General features: G+C 34.6%; 24 protein-coding genes and 2 other annotated features. All 24 genes read left to right on the forward strand.

Annotated features, from left to right (window positions below):
* Positions 1-380: 380 nt before the first annotated feature.
* The 24 genes from RAH41_RS19780 (at position 381) to RAH41_RS19895 (ending at position 20,671) form a co-directional block, all read left to right on the forward strand.
* Complete coding sequence (locus tag RAH41_RS19780; protein WP_331224992.1) at positions 381-842, forward strand: CtsR family transcriptional regulator; 462 nt, start codon at positions 381-383, stop codon at positions 840-842.
* Between the two features lie 19 nt (positions 843-861).
* Complete coding sequence (locus RAH41_RS19785) at positions 862-1,410, forward strand: UvrB/UvrC motif-containing protein (protein WP_331224994.1); 549 nt, start codon at positions 862-864, stop codon at positions 1,408-1,410.
* Positions 1,411-1,415: 5 nt separating this feature from the next.
* The gene (locus RAH41_RS19790) at positions 1,416-2,483 is read left to right on the forward strand and encodes a protein arginine kinase (protein ID WP_331224996.1); all 1,068 of its coding nucleotides are present in this window, start codon (positions 1,416-1,418) and stop codon (positions 2,481-2,483) included.
* A gap of 20 nt (positions 2,484-2,503) precedes the next feature.
* A complete protein-coding gene (gene clpC, locus RAH41_RS19795) occupies positions 2,504-4,945 on the forward strand; it encodes an ATP-dependent protease ATP-binding subunit ClpC (RefSeq protein WP_331224997.1) in 2,442 nt (813 codons plus the stop codon).
* A 179-nt stretch (positions 4,946-5,124) separates the two neighbouring features.
* Positions 5,125-6,501, forward strand: a complete 1,377-nt coding sequence (radA, locus tag RAH41_RS19800; RefSeq protein ID WP_331224998.1) for a DNA repair protein RadA — start codon at positions 5,125-5,127, stop codon at positions 6,499-6,501.
* Between the two features lie 2 nt (positions 6,502-6,503).
* A complete protein-coding gene (gene disA / locus RAH41_RS19805; RefSeq protein WP_129692059.1) occupies positions 6,504-7,577 on the forward strand; it encodes a DNA integrity scanning diadenylate cyclase DisA in 1,074 nt (357 codons plus the stop codon).
* Between the two features lie 49 nt (positions 7,578-7,626).
* Positions 7,627-8,697, forward strand: coding sequence for a PIN/TRAM domain-containing protein (locus tag RAH41_RS19810; RefSeq protein WP_331225000.1), 1,071 nt, complete (start codon positions 7,627-7,629; stop codon positions 8,695-8,697).
* 20 nt (positions 8,698-8,717) lie between these two features.
* The gene (ispD, locus tag RAH41_RS19815) at positions 8,718-9,404 is read left to right on the forward strand and encodes a 2-C-methyl-D-erythritol 4-phosphate cytidylyltransferase (protein ID WP_331225001.1); all 687 of its coding nucleotides are present in this window, start codon (positions 8,718-8,720) and stop codon (positions 9,402-9,404) included.
* Positions 9,405-9,415: 11 nt separating this feature from the next.
* Positions 9,416-9,895: a 2-C-methyl-D-erythritol 2,4-cyclodiphosphate synthase gene (gene ispF / locus RAH41_RS19820; RefSeq protein ID WP_056467343.1), complete on the forward strand. Its 480-nt coding sequence runs from the start codon at positions 9,416-9,418 to the stop codon at positions 9,893-9,895.
* 41 nt (positions 9,896-9,936) lie between these two features.
* On the forward strand, positions 9,937-11,397 hold the full coding sequence (gene gltX / locus RAH41_RS19825) for a glutamate--tRNA ligase (protein ID WP_331225004.1): 1,461 nt from the start codon (positions 9,937-9,939) through the stop codon (positions 11,395-11,397).
* A 42-nt stretch (positions 11,398-11,439) separates the two neighbouring features.
* Positions 11,440-11,659 (forward strand) — a binding site (T-box leader).
* 78 nt (positions 11,660-11,737) lie between these two features.
* Entirely contained in the window at positions 11,738-12,376 is a 639-nt protein-coding gene (gene cysE / locus RAH41_RS19830) for a serine O-acetyltransferase (RefSeq protein ID WP_331225006.1), read from the forward strand.
* Between the two features lie 4 nt (positions 12,377-12,380).
* Positions 12,381-13,781 (forward strand): cysteine--tRNA ligase, encoded by a 1,401-nt coding sequence (gene cysS, locus RAH41_RS19835; protein ID WP_331225008.1) that lies wholly within the window; start codon positions 12,381-12,383, stop codon positions 13,779-13,781.
* Positions 13,782-13,785: 4 nt separating this feature from the next.
* Positions 13,786-14,202, forward strand: coding sequence for a Mini-ribonuclease 3 (locus RAH41_RS19840; protein WP_331225010.1), 417 nt, complete (start codon positions 13,786-13,788; stop codon positions 14,200-14,202).
* 1 nt (position 14,203) lies between these two features.
* Positions 14,204-14,947 (forward strand): 23S rRNA (guanosine(2251)-2'-O)-methyltransferase RlmB, encoded by a 744-nt coding sequence (gene rlmB, locus RAH41_RS19845; protein ID WP_097978208.1) that lies wholly within the window; start codon positions 14,204-14,206, stop codon positions 14,945-14,947.
* 34 nt (positions 14,948-14,981) lie between these two features.
* Positions 14,982-15,461: an NYN domain-containing protein gene (locus tag RAH41_RS19850; protein WP_387332445.1), complete on the forward strand. Its 480-nt coding sequence runs from the start codon at positions 14,982-14,984 to the stop codon at positions 15,459-15,461.
* Between the two features lie 65 nt (positions 15,462-15,526).
* Complete coding sequence (gene sigH, locus RAH41_RS19855; RefSeq protein ID WP_056467364.1) at positions 15,527-16,177, forward strand: RNA polymerase sporulation sigma factor SigH; 651 nt, start codon at positions 15,527-15,529, stop codon at positions 16,175-16,177.
* A gap of 132 nt (positions 16,178-16,309) precedes the next feature.
* Positions 16,310-16,456, forward strand: coding sequence for a 50S ribosomal protein L33 (rpmG, locus tag RAH41_RS19860; RefSeq protein ID WP_331225014.1), 147 nt, complete (start codon positions 16,310-16,312; stop codon positions 16,454-16,456).
* Between the two features lie 111 nt (positions 16,457-16,567).
* Complete coding sequence (gene secE, locus RAH41_RS19865; protein ID WP_235832964.1) at positions 16,568-16,765, forward strand: preprotein translocase subunit SecE; 198 nt, start codon at positions 16,568-16,570, stop codon at positions 16,763-16,765.
* A gap of 114 nt (positions 16,766-16,879) precedes the next feature.
* Positions 16,880-17,413 (forward strand): transcription termination/antitermination protein NusG, encoded by a 534-nt coding sequence (nusG, locus tag RAH41_RS19870; RefSeq protein WP_098848460.1) that lies wholly within the window; start codon positions 16,880-16,882, stop codon positions 17,411-17,413.
* A gap of 169 nt (positions 17,414-17,582) precedes the next feature.
* Positions 17,583-18,008 (forward strand): 50S ribosomal protein L11, encoded by a 426-nt coding sequence (gene rplK, locus RAH41_RS19875; RefSeq protein ID WP_056467373.1) that lies wholly within the window; start codon positions 17,583-17,585, stop codon positions 18,006-18,008.
* Between the two features lie 115 nt (positions 18,009-18,123).
* Positions 18,124-18,813, forward strand: coding sequence for a 50S ribosomal protein L1 (gene rplA / locus RAH41_RS19880; RefSeq protein WP_331225019.1), 690 nt, complete (start codon positions 18,124-18,126; stop codon positions 18,811-18,813).
* A 54-nt stretch (positions 18,814-18,867) separates the two neighbouring features.
* Positions 18,868-19,003, forward strand: a sequence feature (ribosomal protein L10 leader region).
* A 44-nt stretch (positions 19,004-19,047) separates the two neighbouring features.
* Entirely contained in the window at positions 19,048-19,548 is a 501-nt protein-coding gene (rplJ, locus tag RAH41_RS19885; RefSeq protein ID WP_331225021.1) for a 50S ribosomal protein L10, read from the forward strand.
* 56 nt (positions 19,549-19,604) lie between these two features.
* Positions 19,605-19,964: a 50S ribosomal protein L7/L12 gene (gene rplL / locus RAH41_RS19890; RefSeq protein ID WP_069033604.1), complete on the forward strand. Its 360-nt coding sequence runs from the start codon at positions 19,605-19,607 to the stop codon at positions 19,962-19,964.
* A 107-nt stretch (positions 19,965-20,071) separates the two neighbouring features.
* Positions 20,072-20,671, forward strand: a complete 600-nt coding sequence (locus RAH41_RS19895; protein WP_331225024.1) for a class I SAM-dependent methyltransferase — start codon at positions 20,072-20,074, stop codon at positions 20,669-20,671.
* Positions 20,672-20,805 lie beyond the last annotated feature (134 nt).

Below are 20,805 nucleotides of genomic sequence, written 5' to 3' on the forward strand. Positions count from 1 at the left end.
TGTGTTCACAAATGCTCATATGATCAAATGAAATAGATCAAGATAATAAATTTTTAATAAAAGTAAAAAGGAAAAAAAGCTTCTTAAAAGAATTGTATAACATATATATATATATACTGATAAAAAAATCGCCGATTCCAATTAGTAAGACTTTAAATAAAGACAGAGAGGATAAAGCAAATCTTCTATTTAATACGCAAAATTGAAAAATAATTCAATATTTCATCCAGGTTACCAATTTATACAATTCTTATTGTGTAAAAAAAGATTAAGAGCTGTATCGTTTGGAAAAAATGGTAAAGAGATAATAGTTGAAATTTTTCATGAAAGGAATATAATAATAGTCAAAGATAGTCAAAGTCAGTAAAGGTGGTAAATAGATGAAGAATATATCAGATATTATTGAACAATATCTAATGCACTACTTTGACATATCCGATAAAGATTATGTCGAGATAAAAAGAAGTGAAATAGCGAATAAATTTGATTGTGTACCTTCTCAAATAAATTATGTAATTAATACTAGATTCACATTAGAAAGAGGATATGTAGTAGAAAGTAAACGTGGTGGTGGCGGCTATATTCGAATTATTAAAGTGCAATTTCATGATAAAGCGAGCGTGATTGATCAAATATTAAGTAGCTTTACTAATAATATTGCACAGTCTAGCTCAGAGGATTATATTCGTCTACTACTTGAAAAAAATGTAATTACTGAGCGAGAAGCAAAAATGATGTTGAGTGTATTAGACCGTTCAGTAATAATGGTTAATTTACCTTATCGAGACGAGTTAAGAGCAAGAATGTTCAAGGCAATGCTAAGAAGTTTAAAGTATAAATAGAATATGGAGGTTGCCCATAATGATTTGTCAAGAGTGTAAAGAACGTCCGGCAACATTACACTATTCTAAAATTATAAATGGTGAGAAAACAGATATTCACTTATGTGAGAACTGCGCAAATGAATCGAACAATAAACATATTTTTTCTGAAATAAGTGGTTATTCTGTAAACGATTTGTTAGCTGGATTGTTTAAAGGTAATAATGGTATTTATGAAATGAAGAAAAATAAATTTCATCAAGATTCCCAAATTGAATGTCCTAGATGTAAGATGACTTTTCAAAAGTTTACTAAGATTGGACGTTTAGGTTGTTCTACTTGTTATGAAACATTTATGGATCAGATGAAACCAATTGTTAAAAGAATTCATAGCGGTAATGTATCGCATACAGGGAAAATACCTCAAAAGATTAATGGGGCAATCTCCTTGAAAAGGAAGTTACAAGACTTGAAGTCTCAAATGCAAACTTTTATTGATAAAGAAGACTTTGAGCAAGCAATTAAGATTCGAGATGAAATTCGTGAAATTGAGAAAGAATTACAAGCCCTTCAAAAGGAGGTGGAGTAAGTTATATGTCTATTAATCGAATTATTAATGAGGCCATCAGTCCATGGATGAAACAAGAAGGTCCAGATGATGATATTGTTTTAAGTAGTCGCATTAGGTTAGCTAGAAATTTCAGTGCATATTTGTATCCAACTTTACTTAGTCAAGACAAGGCTAAAGAAATTTGTCATTTAGTTAAACATTATTTTGAAGGTAGTACAGCTTTACCAAACGGACCTTTTGAATATATTGAAATGAATAAGTTAGAACCAGTAGAGAAAAGAGTATTAATTGAAAAACACTTAATAAGTCCTAATTTAGTTCAAGAGTCGGTACATGGTGCATGTATATTATCTCAAGATGAACAAATTAGCATTATGATCAATGAAGAAGACCATTTAAGAATTCAAGCTCTATTTCCAGGTTTACAACTTAGAGAGGCACTTACTCAAGCGAATCATATTGATAATTATATAGAGAGTCAGCTTGAATATGCTTTCGATGAAACAATTGGTTATTTAACCAGCTGTCCTACTAATGTTGGTACCGGATTAAGGGCCTCAGTGATGATGCATCTACCAGCACTAGTCATCACGAAACAATTTAACCGTTTAATCCCTACTATCAATCAACTTGGTTTAGTAGTAAGAGGAATTTATGGTGAAGGTAGCGAAGCATTAGGTAATATCTTTCAGATTTCAAATCAAATAACATTAGGGAAATCGGAAGAAGAAATAATAGAAGATTTAACGACAATTGTTCAACAACTGATTAAACACGAGAAATCAGCAAGAGATGCACTTGCCAGAACTTCTTTAATTCTTTTAGAAGATCGAGTCTTTCGTTCTTTAGGTACACTAAAATACGGAAGAATAATAGAAACAAAGGAAAGTGCTAAGTGTTTATCGGATGTGCAATTAGGAATTGATTTAGGTTTAATTGATGGATTATCTAAAAACTTTTTACATGAATTAATGATATTAACTCAACCAGGTATTTTACAACAGTATGTAGGTGATCAGCTTACTCCCGAAGAAAGGGATATTAAAAGAGCATCACTAATACGCGAAAGACTATCTAACAAAAATAATTAATTATATGGGAGGAACCAATTATGATGTTTGGTCGATTTACAGAACGTGCTCAAAAAGTATTAGCTCTTTCTCAAGAAGAGGCAATCCGAATTGGACACTCAAATATAGGTACAGAACATATTTTACTAGGACTTGTTCGAGAAGGTGAAGGGATTGCTGCTAAAGCATTACTTGCTCTTGGATTAAGCCCAGAAAAAGTACAACAAGAAGTGGAAACATTAATAGGACGTGGCCAAGGAGTTGCTCAAACAGTACATTACACTCCAAGAGCTAAAAAAGTAATTGAATTATCAATGGATGAAGCTCGTAAGTTAGGACATTCATATGTAGGAACAGAACACATCCTTTTAGGATTAATTCGAGAAGGAGAAGGTGTGGCAGCAAGAGTATTAAATAATCTTGGTGTTAGCTTAAATAAAGCTCGTCAACAAGTTCTTCAATTATTAGGTAGCAATGAAAGCTCGTCTAATCATCAAAATGGATCTGCTAATCAAGCAAACACACCGACATTAGACAGCTTAGCTCGTGATTTAACAGTATCGGCTAGAGAGGGTCGCTTAGATCCTGTAATCGGTCGTGGTAAAGAAATTCAGCGAGTAATAGAAGTGTTAAGCCGACGCACTAAGAATAATCCAGTATTAATTGGTGAGCCTGGTGTAGGTAAAACAGCTATCGCAGAAGGATTAGCTCAACAAATTGTTAATAATGAAGTGCCAGAAATTTTAAGAGATAAACGAGTAATGACACTCGATATGGGAACTGTCGTAGCGGGAACTAAGTATCGTGGTGAATTCGAGGATCGCCTGAAAAAAGTAATGGACGAAATTCGTCAAGCTGGTAATATTATTCTTTTCATTGATGAACTTCATACATTAATCGGTGCAGGTGGAGCGGAAGGTGCAATTGATGCATCTAACATCTTAAAGCCATCATTAGCTCGTGGTGAACTACAATGTATCGGTGCAACAACAATTGATGAATACCGTAAATATATCGAAAAGGATGCTGCGTTAGAGCGTCGTTTCCAACCAATTCAAGTTGATCAACCAAGCGTAGAGGAGTCAATTCAAATTCTTCAAGGCTTACGTGACCGTTATGAAGCACATCATAGAGTATCAATTTCTGATCAGGCAATTATTGAAGCTGTAAAACTATCTGATCGATATATTACAGACCGTTTCTTACCAGATAAAGCAATTGATGTTATCGATGAGGCAGGTTCTAAAGTACGTCTACGTAGTTTTACAACACCGCCAAATTTAAAAGAATTAGAATTAAAATTAGAGGAAGTTCGTAAAGAGAAAGATGCAGCTGTTCAAAGTCAAGAATTTGAAAAAGCAGCATCATTAAGAGATTCAGAACAAAGACTACGCGAACAATTAGAAGATACAAAACGTCAATGGAAAGAGAAACAAGGTAAAGAAAATTCTGAAGTAACAGTAGAAGATATAGCGAATGTTGTATCATCGTGGACGAATATTCCAGTTACAAAACTTGCTCAAACAGAGGCAGATAAATTGTTAAATATGGAAAGTGTTCTTCATAAACGAGTGATTGGTCAAGAAGAAGCAGTAGTAGCAGTTTCTAAAGCTGTAAGACGTGCAAGAGCTGGATTAAAAGATCCAAAACGCCCAATTGGTTCATTTATTTTCTTAGGTCCTACAGGGGTAGGTAAAACAGAGCTAGCACGAGCATTAGCTGAAACAATTTTCGGCGATGAAGATGCGATGATTCGTATTGATATGTCGGAGTATATGGAAAAACATGCAACATCTCGTTTAGTAGGAGCACCTCCAGGATATGTAGGGTATGATGAAGGTGGTCAATTGACTGAGAAAGTTAGACGTAAACCATACTCAGTAATTCTATTAGATGAAATCGAGAAAGCTCATCCAGACGTATTTAATATCCTACTTCAAGTATTAGAAGACGGTCGATTAACTGATTCAAAAGGCCGTACAGTGGACTTTAGAAATACACTTGTTATCATGACTTCAAACGTTGGTGCAAGTGCTTTAAAAACAAATAAATATGTTGGATTCAATATTAACGATGGAGAAAAAGATTACAAAGATATGAAAGGAAAAGTGTTAGAGGAACTGAAAAAAGCATTCCGTCCTGAATTCCTAAACCGTATCGATGAAACAATCGTCTTCCATTCATTAGAGAAGAAACATATTAAAGAAATTGTTCACTTAATGGTTAATAGCTTAACGAAGCGTTTAAAAGAACAAGAAATTGAATTAGAATTATCAGATGCAGCAATCGATAAAATTTCAGATGAAGGATTCGATGCTGAATACGGAGCTCGTCCATTAAGAAGAGCAATTCAAAAACAAGTAGAGGATCGTTTATCCGAAGAACTATTAAAAGGTAATGTAGAAAAAGGCCGAAAAGTTATTCTTGATGTAAAGGATAATGAATATTTGATTAGATCAGCGGCTGAAACTGTAAATCAATAAGCAATTACAAAGTTCATACCTTTTATGAAGGATAATTGAACAAATTAATTGTAAAGTTATCTAATTTGTGAAAAAGGGCGTGAAGCCCTTTTTCTTATATCAAAAAAGCGTTAGGATAGACTTTGAATACATACTCTATTAATATAGAAAATCATAGTAACAAAAGAGGTACTATACATATGGCTAAAAAGAAAACGAAATTCGTTTGTCAATCTTGTGGATATGAATCAGTTAAGTGGATTGGAAAGTGTCCTGCATGTAACGAGTGGAACACAATGGTTGAGTTTATTGAACAGCCTGCTAGTTCAAGAAGGCTAACATTTAATACAAATGCTACAGTAGAAGGAACGAAACCAATTTCAATCATGGAAGTCGAAATCGGTACTGAAACGCGTATCGAAACCTCCTTCGATGAGTTTAACCGGGTTTTAGGTGGCGGTATCGTTTTAGGTTCATTAGTATTAATTGGTGGTGACCCTGGAATTGGAAAGTCGACAATGCTATTACAGGTTTCCTCACAATTGGCTAAAAAGGACCATAAAGTTTTGTATGTTTCGGGCGAAGAATCTCAGAAGCAAATAAAATTAAGAGCGGAACGACTAGGTGTCGCTACTCAAAACTTATATGTTTTATCTGAGACAGATTTGTCTTATATTGCTCGATATATGGATGAGATGGCTCCTGATTTTGTTGTAATCGATTCGATTCAAACAATCTATTTACAAGAAGTAACTTCTGCTCCTGGTAGTGTTTCACAAGTTCGAGAGTGTACTTCCGAATTAATGAAAATCGCGAAGACAAAAGGCATCCCAATCTTTATAGTAGGACATGTGACAAAAGAGGGATCAATTGCTGGCCCACGATTACTGGAACACATGGTAGATGCAGTGTTATATTTTGAGGGTGAAAGACATCACACATATCGCATATTAAGAGCGGTTAAAAACCGTTTTGGCTCTACTAATGAAACAGGTATTTTTGAGATGAAAGAGTTAGGATTAGTGGAAGTGCTAAATCCTTCAGAAATATTCTTAGAAGAAAGACCATTTGGCGTAGCAGGTTCAACTGTTGTTGCTTCTATGGAAGGCACTAGACCTGTACTTGTTGAATTACAAGCACTTGTATCGCCAACGAGCTTTGGAAATGCAAGAAGAATGGCAACTGGTATAGATCATAATAGAGTATCGTTAATTATGGCAGTATTAGAAAAGAGAATGGGCCTTTTATTACAAAATCAAGATGCTTATTTAAAGGTTGCCGGAGGACTGAAGTTAGATGAGCCAGCTGTAGACTTAGCTGTTGCGGTAAGTATAGCATCAAGCTTTCAGGATAAACCTACTAATCCAACAGATGTAGTAATTGGTGAGATCGGTTTAACTGGAGAAGTTCGAAGGGTTTCTAGAATTGAGCAAAGAGTACAAGAAGCAGCAAAACTTGGATTTAAAAGAGCAATAATTCCATCAAAAAATATTGGAGGATGGAGTTTTCCTGAAGGAATGGAAATAATAGGTATTAATACAGTACATGAGGCATTAAAATACGTGTTAGGAGGGTAGAGATGGAGGATCAAAAACAAAAAGCTAAATCAATGTTGCCAGTTTTAGAAATGATTGCTCCAGGTACACCATTGCGTGATGGCATTGATAATGTACTTAGAGCACAGACTGGTGGATTAATTGTACTAGGCTTTAATGATGAAACAAAAGAAATGGTCGATGGTGGTTTTCATATTAATGACCCTTTTTCTCCAGCTAGCTTATATGAATTAGCAAAAATGGATGGAGCACTCATTTTAAATGAAACTGGGACAAAAATCCTGTTGGCAAATGCTCAATTGATACCAGATCAATCAATCTTTACAAAAGAAACTGGTATGCGCCATCGAACTGCAGAACGAGTATCAAGACAGACTGGAAACTTAGTAATTGCTATTTCTCAAAGACGTAATGTTATTACCTTATATAAAGGTAATTTGCGTTATACATTGCGAGATATTGGCGTAATTCTAACAAAAGCCAACCAGGCGATTCAGACTCTTGAAAAATATAAAATTGTTTGGAATCAAGGGATTACTTCACTTAGTATTTTAGAGTTTGAAGAGCTAGTTACATTATTTGAAGTTGTAAATGTTTTACATAGTGTTGAAATGGTTCTTCGAATAAAAAATGAAATTAATAACTATGTAATTGAGCTTGGTGATGAAGGAAGACTGATTGAATTACAGTTAATTGAGATCATTTCGGACCTTGAGGAGGAGGCATTACTTTTAATTAAGGATTATCATTATAGTAAGGAACAAGATCCTAAAAGTATTTTGCAAAAACTCCAGGAACTAGCAAATGAAGAATTGTTAGAGGATCATGCCATTATTAAATTACTAGGTTATCCGAATAACACAAATCTTGAGGAAATGGTAGAGCCGAGAGGGTATCGTATGTTGATGAAAATCTCTAGACTGCCGCCGCTAGTAATTGAAAATTTAACACAGCGATTTAAGCACCTTAAAGGGATCTACAAAGCTACTCTTGCTGAGTTAGATGATGTTGATGGAATTGGTGAAATTCGTGCAAAAAAAATCAAAGAAGGATTAAAACGAATTCAGGAGCAACTGTATATCAATAGACATAACTAAGCTATTTCGTCTAAGATAGAGTTATTATTTATTTAAAGGAGGTGGCGAATTGATAAAGAGGATCGTTCAAGTTATTTATATTTTTGTCGGAAGTACTTTAGGTTTAGTACTTTTTCCACTATTAGATAAACTGTTAAAAACAGAGTTACCTAATATTTTGCATAATTCATATGTGCAGGCTTTAAGTGGAGCAGTGATCTTTTTTATTTTATCGCTTTGGTTAGTTGATCCAACAGTAACGTTTATCAAGTATATTGAGGAGAAATTATTAAAAGCTCCTATTTCAATGATTTTGTTTGGTAGTTTAGGACTTGTTTTTGGACTTATTCTGGCATTTCTTATTTCATTGCCAATTGACTCAATTAGATTACAGTATGTTTCATCAATTATTCAAATAGTTGTTACGATTTTATTAGGATATTTAGGTTTTCAAGTTGGGATTAAAAAGAGAGAAGAATTATTAAGTTTATTTACTTTATCTTCTAAGGCCAAGAAAAAGGCTGCTGAAGAGCAAGATACATCATTCGATATTCCAGTTAAAATTTTAGATACTAGTGTAATCATTGATGGTCGTATTGCTGATATATGCCAAACTGGATTCATAGAAGGAACAATTGTGATTCCACAATTTGTATTAGCAGAATTACAATATATAGCTGATTCCTCAGATACGTTAAAACGAAATAGAGGACGAAGAGGATTAGATATTCTAAATAGAATCCAAAAAGAGCTAGCTATGAAAGTTGAAATCTACGAAGGGGATTTTGAAGATGTTCCTGAAGTAGATGCTAAATTAGTAAAGCTTACTAAATTAAAAAATGGTATTTTAGTGACAAATGACTTTAATTTGAATAAAGTAAGTGAACTTCAGCAAATTAAAGTTTGGAATATTAATGATCTAGCAAATGCAATTAAACCAGTAGTATTACCTGGGGAAGTATTAACTGCTTTTGTAGTAAAAGAAGGTAAAGAAAAATTACAAGGTGTTGCATATTTAGATGATGGTACGATGATTGTTGTAGAAGACGGTAAAGAATCAATTGGTAAACGAGTAGAGACAGTCGTTACGAGCGTACTACAAACTTCTGCTGGTCGCATGATTTTTGCAAAAGTAAAGTAAGTTAGAGGGGTATACGTAAAATGCAATATAAGGTCATCATTCCAGCAGCGGGTTCTGGCTCTCGAATGGGTGCAGGCTATAATAAATTATTTCTAAAAATAATTAACTCGCCAATTATTGAATTAACTTTAAAAGTATTTGGCGATGATCATCGTTGCAATGAGATTATCTTACCGATTAAAGAATCTGAAAAACAGTTCTTTGAAACTTTAAATTTACCAAGTTGTATTCAAAATAAAATAACCTATGTAAAAGGTGGAGCAGAACGGCAAGAAAGTGTTTATAATGGTTTAATTTCAATCGAGGATACTGAAAGTTTTATTTTAGTACACGATGGGGCAAGACCTTTTGTAACAAATGCAGTGATTGAGCGGATTCTTGAAAAGATGAATGAACATGAGGCAGTCATCTGTGCTGTTCCAATGAAAGATACAATAAAGAAAGTTATTGATCAAGAAGTGGTTGAAACAATCGATCGTTCTACACTTTGGGGAGTACAGACTCCCCAAGCTTTTACATACAAATGCTTAATAGAAGCGCATGAAAAAGCAATCGAAAATGGTTATTTAGGAACTGATGATGCAAGTTTAGTTGAATGGAACGGCAGTAAAGTTTTTGTAGTAAATGGAGACTATAACAATATTAAAGTGACAACTAAAGAAGATTTGTTTTTTGCAAAAACAATCTATGAACAATATAGAGGTTAGAAGGTGTTTACATGTTTAGAATTGGACAAGGGTTTGATGTTCACGCTTTTGCAGAAAATCGCCCGTTAATTATAGGTGGAATTGAAATCCCATACGAGTTAGGTTTATTAGGTCATTCTGATGCCGATGTTCTTCTTCATACAATATCGGATGCATTGCTAGGGGCTATTGGTGAAGGAGATATAGGTAGACATTTCCCGGATACAGATCCAGCTTTTAAAGATGCTGATTCAGCAAAACTTCTTCAACATGTATTTCATATTGTTAAGGATAAAGGCTATGAATTAGTTAACGCGGACTGTACGATTATTGCTCAAGCGCCTAAAATGGCGCCATATATCCAATTAATGAGAGAGCGAATTGCAGAACTGCTTGAAACGACATCTGATTGTATTAATGTTAAAGCAACAACAACTGAAAAATTAGGTTTTACAGGAAGAAAAGAAGGAATTGCATCACAAGCAGTTGTATTGTTACAAAAGAAGGCTTAAACTATAAAGTATACTAATTATTCAGTGGAGAGTGTCTATAAATGTCAAATAGAGTAAGAGTTCGTTATGCACCTAGTCCGACAGGTCATTTACATATTGGAAATGCACGTACAGCTTTATACGTATATTTATTTGCTAAGCATTTTAATGGAGATATGGTATTACGTATTGAAGATACAGATATAGAACGTAATGTTGAAGGTGGCGAAGAAAGCCAAGCGAAATATTTACACTGGTTAGGTATTGATTGGGATGAAGGTCCAGATAAAGGTGGCGAGTACGGTCCTTATCGTCAGCTAGAAAGACTAGACTTATACAAACAATATGCTAATGATTTAATTGAGAATGGTCATGCATACAAGTGTTATTGTACAGAAGAAGAGCTTGCAGCGGAACGTGAAGCACAATTAGCGGCTGGTCATCCAACTACACGTTATAGCGGGAAATGCCGTCATTTAACAGCTGAAGAAAGAGCTGTAAAAGAAGCAGCAGGTGCAGAGTACACGATTCGTTTTGCAGTACCTGCAAACGATACGTATGAGTGGGAAGATATCGTTCGTGGAAATATTAAATTTGAATCAAAAGATATTGGTGACTGGGTTCTTGTTAAAAAGAACGGAATTGCTACTTATAACTATGCAGTAGTAGTAGACGATGCACTAATGAAAATTAGTCATGTACTGCGTGGTGAAGAGCATATTTCTAATACACCTAAACAATTAATGGTATATCGTGCGTTAAATTGGGATGCTCCAGATTTTGGTCATATGGCAGTAATCGTAAACGAAAACCGTAAAAAGCTTTCAAAACGTGACGAATCTGTATTACAATTTATTGAACAATATCAAAATCTTGGTTACTTACCAGAAGCGTTATTTAACTTTATTGCTCTTCTTGGTTGGTCACCAGTTGGTGAAGAAGAAATTTTCAGCAAGGATGAGTTTATTAAAATTTTCGATCCTAGCCGATTAAGTTCTGCTCCTGCTATGTTTGATAAGCAAAAATTAACTTGGATTAACAACCGATATATTAAAGAGCAACCATTAGAAAAAGTGGTAGAAATTTCTTTACCACATCTAATTAAAGCTGGTTTTGTAAGTGAAGAACGCACTGCAGATGAAAATCTATGGGTTACAAATCTAGTAGCTTTATATCAAGACCAAATGAGCTTTGGTGCTGAGATTGTAGAATTATCAAGCTTATTCTTTAAAGAAGAATTAACATTCGGTGAAGAAGAGCAAGCTGTTATTTCTGAAGAGCAAGTAAAGGAAGTACTTTCAGCATTAGTTGAAGAACTTAAAGCTTCTGAAGAATTTACAGTGGATTCAATTAAAGCTGCAATGAAATCAGTTCAAAAGTCAACTGGACAAAAAGGCAAAAAGTTATTTATGCCAATTCGTGTTGCAACAACTGGTCAATGTCATGGTCCAGAATTACCAGCAGCGATGACTTTATTAGGAAAAGAAAAAGTTATTGCTCGTTTACAACAAATAATTGGTTAACATTTTAATTAATTTGTAATATATATAAGTAATATTTATATAGGTAAAATGTTGATAGGGAAAAGTAAATGGTTACTAGTTATCCAGAGAGAATCACGTTGGTGAAAGTGATTTTAACGGTAGTCATGGAAGTGCCCCCTTGAGTCCTTAGCTGAAAAATACGTTTTAGTAGGCTAAGGCGGTGGAAACCGTTACATTACATGAGTTGAGATAAATTTATTTTATCTAAACAGAGTGGAACCGCGCATAAAGCGTCTCTGTGTATTTTATGTACACTGGGACGCTTTTTATTTTTTATAGAGAAAAAAATTCTTAATAAATTCTTTAAGGGGAAATGAAGATGCTAAAGTACATGAAGGAAGATGTAGCGACGATATTTGAACGCGATCCAGCCGCTACTAGCTATTTAGAAGTTATTCTTACGTATGCTGGTTTACATGCATTATGGCTTTATCGATTTGCTCATTATTTCTATCGGAAAAAATGGCACTTTATTGCAAGAAGTATTTCACAGTTTGCTCGTTTTTTAACAGGAATTGAGATTCACCCAGGGGCAAAAATTGGTAGACGATTCTTTATCGATCATGGAGCAGGTGTCGTAATTGGAGAAACATGTGAAATAGGTGATGATGTAACGATTTATCAGGGAGTAACATTAGGTGGAACCGGTAAGGAAAAAGGTAAGCGACATCCAACCTTATTGAGTGGAGTACTAGTAGCTACGGGAGCAAAAGTTCTAGGATCAATCACAATCGGAGAAAATGCAAAAATCGGTGCAAATTCAGTTGTACTAAAGGATGTTCCAAATAATACTACGGTTGTTGGTATACCTGGTAAGATAGTTGTTCAAGATGGAATTAGAGTAAATAATCAGTTTGATCACTGTGATCTACCTGACCCAGTAGCGGATCGATTACTACAACTTGAAGCGGAATTAGAAGAGCTAAGAGGTTTAATGAGAATATCTGAAAGGAAGTAAAACGATGGCAATTCAAATTTATAATACATTAACAAGAAATAAAGAAGATTTTAAGCCTTTAGAAGAAGGCAAGGTAAAAATGTATGTATGTGGACCTACTGTATATAACTATATTCACATTGGTAACGCAAGACCTGCTATTGTTTTTGATACAGTGAGACGCTATTTTGAATATCGTGGATACGAAGTAAACTATGTTTCAAATTTCACTGATGTTGATGATAAGTTAATTAAAGCAGCAAATGAATTAGGTTCAGATGTCCCAACGATAGCAGATCGTTTTATTAATGCATATTTTGAAGATGTTCAAGCGCTAGGTTGCAAAACAGCAACAAATCATCCTCGTGTAATGGATAATATGGATATTATTATTGAGTTTATCGATGAGCTAGTGAAAAAAGGTTATGCATATGAATCCGAAGGTGATGTTTACTTCAAAACAAAGGAATTTGATGGTTACGGTAAACTGTCACACCAATCAATTGAAGATCTTCGAATTGGTGAAAGAATTGAAATTGGTGAAAAGAAAGAAGATCCATTAGATTTCGCTCTATGGAAAGCAGCTAAACCAGGGGAAATATTCTGGGAAAGTCCGTGGGGGAAAGGTAGACCGGGATGGCATATTGAGTGCTCAGCGATGGCAAAGAAATATCTTGGAGAAACAATTGATATTCATGCAGGTGGTCAAGACTTATCATTTCCTCACCATGAGAATGAGATCGCTCAATCAGAAGCTTTAAGTGGGAAAACCTTTTCAAATTATTGGATGCACAATGGATACATCAATATTGACAATGAAAAAATGTCTAAATCATTAGGTAACTTTGTATTAGTACATGACATTATTAAAATTGTTGACCCTATGTTATTACGTTTCTTCATGTTATCGGTGCATTATCGTCACCCAATTAACTATAGCGAAGAACTTTTGCAAGAAGCTAAAAATGGTTTTGAACGAATTAAAACGGCATACCAAAATAGTAAGCACCGTTTAGAAAGCAGTACTAATTTAACAGAAGATGACAATAAGTGGTTAAAAGAAATAGAAGATGAAAAAAATGTCTTCAAAAAAGTAATGGATGATGACTTTAATACGGCTAATGCAATTTCTGTTTTATATCAATTAGCTAAATTGGCAAATCAGTATTTACTAGAGACACATACTTCTACGAATGTATTAAACCAATTAGTAGCAACTTTTGATGAATTATCACATGTACTAGGCATAACACTAGTTAAAGAAGAAGCAATGTTAGATGATGAAATCGAAGCATTAATTCAGAAACGTACAGATGCACGTAAAAATCGTGATTTTGCATTAGCGGACCAAATTCGTGATCAATTAAAAGAAATGAATATAATCATTGAAGATACTCCGCAAGGTATTCGCTGGAAAAGAGGATAACTTCATGATTGAAAGTAACCAAAATATTGATGCTAAACAACTAAACAGTTTAGCTCTTGCTTATATAGGTGATGCTGTATATGAAATTTATGTACGTCATCACCTCCTTGAAAAAGGGACAGTTAGACCTAATCAACTTCACCGAGCAGCAACAAGATTTGTTTCTGCGAAAGGACAAGCTAAAGTAATTAGAGAAATGCTTTTTACTGAGATATTGTCAGATGAAGAAGTTGCAGTTGTTAAAAGGGGCCGTAATGCAAAATCAGGAACAGTACCAAAAAATACTGATGTACAAACATATCGATACGCAACCGCAATGGAAGCGTTAATTGGATACCACTATTTATTAAAAAATGAAGATAGACTCAATACAATTATACATTTTGCGATTCAATTTATTGAGAATGATAAAGGAGCATAATATGTCTGAGGAATTTATTATTGGACGAAATCCAGTTATGGAAGCAATACGTTCAGGTCGTGATATAAATAAAATTTGGGTTAGCGAAGGAGCAAATAAAGGCCAAATCCATAAACTTTTAGAATTAGCTAACCAAAACAAAGTAATCGTTCAAACAGCACCAAACAAGAAGTTAGATGGGATGGTTAAAGGAAACCACCAAGGTGTAGTAGCGCAAGTAGCTGCATATGAATATGTGGAAATTGATGATTTGTTTGAAGTGGCTAGTAGTCGAAATGAACAACCATTCTTCTTAATTCTTGATGAAATAGAAGACCCTCATAATTTAGGTTCAATTATGAGAACTGCAGATGCAGTTGGAGCTCATGGCATCATTATTCCTAAGAGAAGAGCGGTAGGTTTAACTTCAGCGGTTGCTAAAGCCTCGACTGGAGCAATTGAATACATTCCAGTAGCTCGAGTAACGAACTTAGCAAGAACTATAGATGAATTAAAAGAAAGAGGAGTTTGGATTTTTGGTACAGATGCAAAAGGTGCTGATGACTATCGAAACATGGATGGCCAAATTTCTCTTGGTTTAATTATTGGTAGCGAAGGTAAAGGTATGAGCAGGATCTTAAAGGAAAAATGTGATTTCCTAATTAAGTTACCAATGGTCGGTAAAGTTACATCTTTAAATGCGTCTGTTGCGGCTAGTTTATTAATGTATGAAATACATCGTAAGAGACACCCGCTTGGATCATAAGAAGAAAGAGATTCTTATTGTAGATGGTTATAACATGATTGGAGCTTGGCCGAATCTTAGAAAACTTCGTGAAATTGACTTTGATAAATCACGTGATTATCTAATTACTCAACTTGCAGAGTATAAGGCATATACGGGAATGTATATAATTGTTGTTTTTGATGCTCATTTTGTGAATGGGATCGAAAAAGTCGACAAGAATTCAAAGGTCGAAGTGATTTTTACTCGAAAAAACCAGACGGCTGATGAAAAAATCGAAAAACTTGCAATCGAGCTTCGTCATGTTAACCATCATATTTATGTTGCGACATCTGACTTTACTGAGCAATGGCAAATATTTGGACAAGGTGCACTTCGTATACCTGCAATGGAACTATATCGATCGGTTACTCAAAATAAAAAAATGATAAGTAGTCGAATTAGTGAAATACCTGATCAAAGACTGACAATTAGTAAGACTTTAAATTCAAAACAAACAGAAATTTTAGAAAAATGGCGAAGAGGGGAACGATGACTTATTGTTTCCTTCTTCTTTGTGCTGTATAATTTAATTAAATTGTTTGGTCGGAGGTGCTAATTTTGAACGTTGAACAGGAATTGAAGCTAATGATAGAGTATGGCCCTTTAGAAGATGAGGTAATTCTCGAATATGTTCGAGAGGGTGATCAAGAGGCACTAACATTTTTAATTCAAAAGTACCGAAATTTCGTTAAAGCAAAATCTAGGTCTTATTTCCTAATAGGAGCTGACCGTGAAGACATCATTCAAGAAGGTATGATTGGATTATACAAAGCAATTCGTGATTACAAAGAAGATAAACTTTCGTCCTTCAAAGCGTTTGCAGAATTATGCATTACAAGACAAATTATTACAGCCATTAAAACAGCAACTAGACAAAAGCACATCCCATTAAATTCGTATGTTTCATTGGACAAGCCTATTTATGATGAGGAATCTGATCGTACATTACTGGATGTTTTAACAGAAACAAAAAACATGGACCCAGAGGAACTTGTTATCAATCAAGAAGAAAATGTGGACATAGAGCTTAAAATGTCTGAATTATTAAGCGATTTAGAAAGAAAAGTATTATCACTCTATTTAGATGGTCGATCTTACCAAGAGATATCAGAAGAGTTAAACAGACATGTAAAATCGATTGATAATGCCTTACAAAGAGTGAAAAGAAAGCTTGAACGATATATGGAAATAAGGGAACTTTCAGTTTAGTTAGATCAGGAAAACCTTTCGAATTAATTATAATTTATAGGAATACAAGGGTTTAGAAATGAGTTTGACAGTTTATAGTTCGCATGGTACATTTTTAATGGATAATTATAGATGAATTAGGCTGGTGTCACCATGAGAAAAAAAGTTGTCCTGTCGTGCACTACTTGCAATAATAGAAATTACTCCACGATGAAGAATTCTTCTTCTGTAGAACGTTTGGAGATGAAAAAGTTTTGTAAAACGTGCAACGAACATACTACACATAAAGAAACAAAATAAATGAAGTAAGATAAATGATAATTGCGAATGTCCTTATTCTGTATATAAACTAAGATCATGCACTATTTTTTGGACAAGGCGGACGTTTCGTAAATCTCTAAACTAGTATATATGGGGGTTGCATCTGTGGGTCGTATCGGTAAGTTTTTTCGCGAAGTAAAAAGTGAAATGAAAAAAGTTTCATGGCCTAAACGTAAAGAATTAGTTAATTCAACAGTTACAGTATTAGCTACAGTTTTATTCTTTGTAGTGTTCTTCGCTGTAATTGACACAGGACTTTCTAAACTAATTCGACTTATTCTTGAATAAGTTAAAACTAATTGTGCTATAATGAGTGATAATGTTTAAAAAAAAGCCCGGTGACGGGTTTTTTAATTTGCAAAGAAAGTTGACCGGGGAGGGAAGGACAAGTAGTCCTCTAACATGGAAAAAAGATGGTATGTAGTTCATACTTACTCAGGATATGAGAATAAAGTAAAAGCGAATTTAGAAAAACGTGTAGAAACAATGGGAATGCAGGATAAAATTTTCCGTGTAATAGTTCCAGAAGAATCAGAAGTAGAAATGAAGAACGGTAAAGAGAAAGTCACGAAACGTAAAGTGTTTCCAGGTTATGTGTTAGTTGAACTAGTCATGACTGACGATTCTTGGTATGTAGTTCGAAATACACCGGGAGTAACTGGTTTTGTTGGCTCAGCTGGATCTGGTTCAAAACCAACCCCACTTTTAGAAGAAGAAATTACACATATTCTAAAACATATGGGTCTAGATGAACAAATCATTGATTTTGATTTAGATATAAATGAAGTTGTTCGATTAAAAGAAGGTCCATTTGCGAATTATACTGGATCAATTAAGGAAATTGACTTCGAAAAGAAAAAAGTTACTGTGCTAGTAGAATTCTTTAATAAAGAAACGCCAGTAGAACTGGATTTACATCTTGTTGAAAAATTATAATACAAGACCTTGCATTTTTAATTTGAAAATGTTAGACTTTTAAAGGTCAATATGCATCGAAAAGATGATATTAACTTCTGTATAAGAATATGCATGTAAATGCAAAACGATATGAGTGGGAGGGTATAAAACCCCATTACCACATCACGGACTTAAGGAGGTGTGTCTCGTGGCTAAAAAAGTAATTAAAATGGTAAAATTGCAAATTCCTGCAGGGAAAGCAAACCCAGCACCACCAGTTGGTCCTGCACTAGGACAAGCAGGTGTTAACATCATGGGATTCTGTAAAGAGTTCAACGCTCGTACAGCTGACCAAGCTGGTCTAATTATTCCTGTTGAAATCACTGTATTCGAAGATCGTTCGTTTACATTTATTACGAAAACTCCTCCTGCTGCTGTACTTCTTAAAGTAGCGGCTGGTATCGAGTCTGGTTCAGGTGAACCAAATCGTAAAAAAGTAGCAACAGTTAAACGCGATAAAGTGCGTGAGATTGCTGAACAAAAAATGCCTGACTTAAATGCTGCTTCTGTTGAAGCTGCTATGCGTATGGTAGAAGGTACTGCACGTAGTATGGGTATCGTTATTGAAGACTAATCCCATCTTCAATAAGGTGTGATTGAGGAGGTTGCGAACATCATTTGATGTGTTTTATCGCAACCTTTATTCGTGGGAGGAAAATCCGTTAAAACCACATTAGGAGGAATATAACATGGCTAACAAAGGTAAAAAATACCAAGAAGCTATTAAATTAGTAGATCGTACAGCTGTATACGCAGTAAACGAAGCTGTTGAACTTGTTAAAAAGACTACAACTGTTAACTTTGATGCAACAGTTGAAGTAGCATTCCGTTTAGGAGTAGATCCAAAGAAAGCTGACCAACAAATTCGTGGTGCAGTAGTTCTTCCACACGGTACTGGTAAAGTACAACGTGTATTAGTATTCGCTAAAGGTGAAAAAGCTAAAGAAGCTGAAGCTGCTGGTGCTGATTTCGTAGGCGATGCTGACATGATTAACAAAATCCAACAAGGTTGGTTCGAATTTGATGTAGTAGTAGCAACTCCAGACATGATGGCTGAAGTTGGTAAATTAGGACGTGTATTAGGACCTAAAGGTTTAATGCCAAACCCGAAAACAGGTACAGTTACATTTGACGTAACTAAAGCTGTTAACGAAATCAAAGCTGGTAAAGTTGAATACCGTGTTGATAAAGCTGGTAACATTCACGTACCAATCGGTAAAGTATCTTTCGAAAACGAAAAGTTAGTAGAAAACTTTACAACAATCTTTGAAACTATGGTAAAAGTTAAACCTGCTGCTGCTAAAGGAACATACATGAAGAACGTAGCAATCACTTCAACTATGGGCCCTGGTATCAAAGTAGATCCAGCTAGTTTCTAAGATAAAAAACAAAGTTGACAATTCGACAAGAAGTCTCTATAATGGAGATTGTCTTGCTAATTAAATAGACTACCGTAGACAGTAGGTGCTTAAGCTTAATATCCTACCGAGGTGTATAACTGATAAATTCGTGCATATACAACCTCCATGTCTTTTTTTGAAAAGTTCGTGGAGGTTTTGCTATGGTTACACTTTTGCGGTATATACACTAAAATCCACAGGAGGTGTAATAAAATGAGCGCAGTATTAGAAGCTAAAAAACAAGTTGTATCTGAAGTAGCTGCTAAATTACGTGATAGCAAATCAACAGTCGTTGTTGACTACCGTGGTTTAAATGTTGCTGAAGTAACAGAATTACGTAAGCAATTACGTGAAGCTGGCGTTGAGTTCAAAGTTTACAAAAACACTTTAACTCGTCGTGCTGCTGAAGAGGCTGGCTTAGCTGGTTTAAACGAATCATTAACTGGTCCAAACGCAATCGCGTTTAGCATGGAGGATGTAATTGCTCCTGCTAAAGTAATCAATGATTTCGCTAAAAAACATGAAGCTTTAGAAATTAAAGCTGGTGTAATCGAAGGAAACGTTGCTACTGTTGAAGAAGTAAAAGCTCTTGCTGAACTTCCATCTCGCGAAGGTTTACTTTCTATGTTGCTTAGCGTGCTACAAGCACCAATCCGCAACTTCGCTCTTGCAACTAAAGCAGTTGCAGAACAAAAAGAAGAACAAGGCGCTTAATGCCAAGATCGCTTAAAATATATAATTTAAAGGTATAAACAAGGAGGAAATTAACAATGACTAAAGAACAAATCATTGAAGCAGTTAAAAACATGACTGTATTAGAATTAAATGACTTAGTAAAAGCAATCGAAGAAGAGTTCGGCGTAACTGCTGCTGCTCCTGTAGCTATGATGGGTGGCGCTGTAGAAGCTGCTGCTGAGCAAACTGAATTTGATTTAGTATTAGCTAGCCCTGGCGACCAAAAAATCAAAGTTATCAAAGTTGTTCGTGAATTAACTGGTTTAGGATTAAAAGAAGCTAAAGAATTAGTTGACAACACTCCTAAAGCAATTAAAGAAGGAATCAGCAAAGAAGAAGCTGAAGAAATGAAAGCTAAACTTGAAGAAGTTGGCGCTAACGTAGAAGTTAAGTAATTTCTAAAAGTATTTAGAAAAGCTCGCATTTATGCGAGCTTTTTTTGTACATATGGGATTACTTTTGGGAAGACTGTTGATAAGTATATATGGAAGAAGGATTTTTTATGGCAGATCATTATTTTACAAATCAACCGAATAGTAAAACTGATAAAAAGGTATTTTCGTTTACTCTGAGAGGTAATGATTTAAAGTTCCAATCTGATTCAGGTGTTTTTTCTAGGAATGAAGTTGATTTTGGATCCCGTGTTTTAATTAACGCGTTCACATTTCCAGAAATTGAAGGTAATATTTTAGATGTTGGATGTGGGTATGGGCCAATTGGATTATCAATCGCAAAAGATGCTTCTAATCGAATGGTGGAAATGATCGATGTGAATTTAAGAGCGATTGAATTAGCGAAAGAAAATGCTAATGTAAATAAGATAGATAATGTGAAAATCTATGAAAGTAGCATCTATGAAAATGTAATTGGTGAATATGCTGCTATTTTAACAAATCCGCCAATTCGTGCTGGAAAAAGTGTTGTTCATGAAATTTTAAAAGGTGCTCATGATAAATTACTCCCTGGTGGAGAGCTTTGGGTAGTTATACAAAAGAAGCAAGGAGCGCCATCTGCTCTTGATTTATTAAAAGAAACTTTCGACGAGGTTGAGGTAGTAAAAAAAGATAAAGGATATTATATCATAAAAAGTAAAAAAGATTGACTGTAATTTTTGCTTGTGATAGTATTATTAAATGCCAATATATATTTATTTTCAAAAAGGATTTTTGAAAGTGGGTATATTTCTATATTCTTTGGAAATGATAGTAAAATGACTGTCGTTGAGTTTAATAAATG

Source organism: Gottfriedia acidiceleris (assembly GCF_036421055.1).
Taxonomy (GTDB): domain Bacteria; phylum Bacillota; class Bacilli; order Bacillales; family Bacillaceae_G; genus Gottfriedia; species Gottfriedia acidiceleris_C.